2 protein-coding genes and 1 pseudogene are annotated in these 1,638 nt (G+C 68.4%); all 3 read right to left on the bottom strand.

The window, feature by feature from the left end:
- Positions 1–643: lipid-A-disaccharide synthase (locus tag AC1D00_RS40170; RefSeq protein WP_477014513.1), on the bottom strand; the 643-nt coding region annotated here is incomplete at its 3' end.
- Complete coding sequence (locus AC1D00_RS40165; protein ID WP_049823630.1) at positions 640–1,497, bottom strand: LpxI family protein; 858 nt, start codon at positions 1,495–1,497, stop codon at positions 640–642. The genes AC1D00_RS40165 and AC1D00_RS40170, both read right to left, overlap by 4 nt.
- Positions 1,498–1,516: 19 nt before the next feature.
- Positions 1,517–1,638, bottom strand: a pseudogene (locus AC1D00_RS40160) (acyl-ACP--UDP-N-acetylglucosamine O-acyltransferase); the annotation flags it as partial.

Genomic DNA, 1,638 nt, shown 5'->3' with positions numbered 1-1,638 from the left:
CCTCGATATGATGTCGGATCTCGCTGCGGCGGCTGCCGGGCAGCACCAGCAGCACCGGCGGTTCGGCGTCGCGGCGCTTCTGCTCCTCCGCATTCGGCCGCAGCGAGCCCAATTGCTCGATCAGGGGATGGCCGACATAGCTGCATGGCGGCCCGCCGAGCTTGCGGTATTCCTCCGGCTCGAACGGCAACAGGCCKAGGACATGATCGACATAGCCGAGCATGGTCCGCGCCCGTCCCGGCCGCCAGGCCCAGAGTTGCGGCGACACGTAGTCGACGATCGGGATCGCAGGATTGCGCGCCCGCACCCGGCGGGCGACGCGATGGGTGAAATCCGGGCTGTCGATGATGACGAGCGCATCGGGCGCGGCCTCCAGCACGGCGTCCGCGGTCTCGCGGATCAAGCGCAGGATCTTCGGCAATTGCTGCACCACCGCGGCGAAACCGACGATCGACAGCTCCTCGATCGGAAACAGGGTCTCGAGCCCCTCGCGCGCCATGGTGCGGCCGCCGACGCCCTCGAACTGCACGCCGTCGCCGAGGCGCTGGCGCAGCACCTTCATCAAGGCGCTGCCGAGCCGGTCGCCGGATTCCTCCGTGGCGATCAGGAAGATCTTCCGCTTGGGATCGCGCCCCTGCATCACGCCGGCAGGCCGATGATGAAGAGGTACTTTGCGTCGGCGAGCGCGATCATCGCCTGCGGCTCGGCGGCGATGGTGTTGCCGGCGATCACGGCGATACCGGCAAGGCCGGCTCTTGCGACACCCTCGATGGTACGCGGGCCGATCGTCGGCAGGTCGAAACGCAGATCCTGGCTGCTCTTTGGCGCCTTAACCAACACGCCGCGGCCCGTCGCCGCGCGAATGCGGCCCTCCTCGCGCAGCCGCGCGACGCGCGCAAGTAGCGCGTCGGTGCCCTCGATATCCTCGACCGCCACCACATGGCCGTCGATCACCACGACAGCCTGGCCGATGTCGAAAGGCCCGAGCGCGGTCAGGACCGCGCGGCCGCGCTCGATGTCGGTCTTGCTGGTGTCACTCGGCCAGGCGCGACTGATGCAGCCCTCGGGCATCAGGAGGTCGGGCGCAACGTCCTTGATCCCGACCATGCGAAAGCCGCCTTGTTCGAGAATGCGCCCGACGCCGGACAACAGATGATCGTCGCCGCCGCGAAAGGCGCGGATGACATTGCCGAGCAGCCGCAACGTCGTGAAGTCGAACCGTATCTCCGAGAGCGAAGGCCGCACCAAGGTGCCGATGAAGATCAGGTCGCGGCAGCCTTCCTCGCGGAACAGCCGCATCGCGCGCCCGAGCTGGCCGACCGAGATCCAGCGGTGGCGGAATTTCTCCACCTGCACCGGATCGCAGGCGCCGCGCAGCGGAAACAGCACCGGCGCGATGCCGCGCGCGGCGAGCGAGTCGGCGACCGCAAACGGCATGGCGCCGCCGCCTGCGACTACGCCGACCGGCGATGAAATCCCTGCCGCCGCCGATGTCATGTCCGCGGCCATCGCAGGTTCACTTCGCAATGGCGGGAAGACAGAGCGGACGCTTGCCCTTGCCGATGAAGCCGAGGATCTCGGCAATCGCCGGATCCTCGCCGGCGAGCGGCCTGGACGCTTCGAGCCGCTCGGCAAAGG

The organism is Bradyrhizobium sp. P2_E8, assembly GCF_056403875.1.
This window is presented reverse-complemented; position numbering and strand designations above follow the sequence as displayed.

What these genes read in the sequence shown, in the direction of transcription:
- AC1D00_RS40165 (WP_049823630.1), bottom strand. Translation starts at nt 1,497, where the DNA reads ATGACATCGGCGGCGGCAGGGATTTCATCGCCGGTCGGCGTAGTCGCA.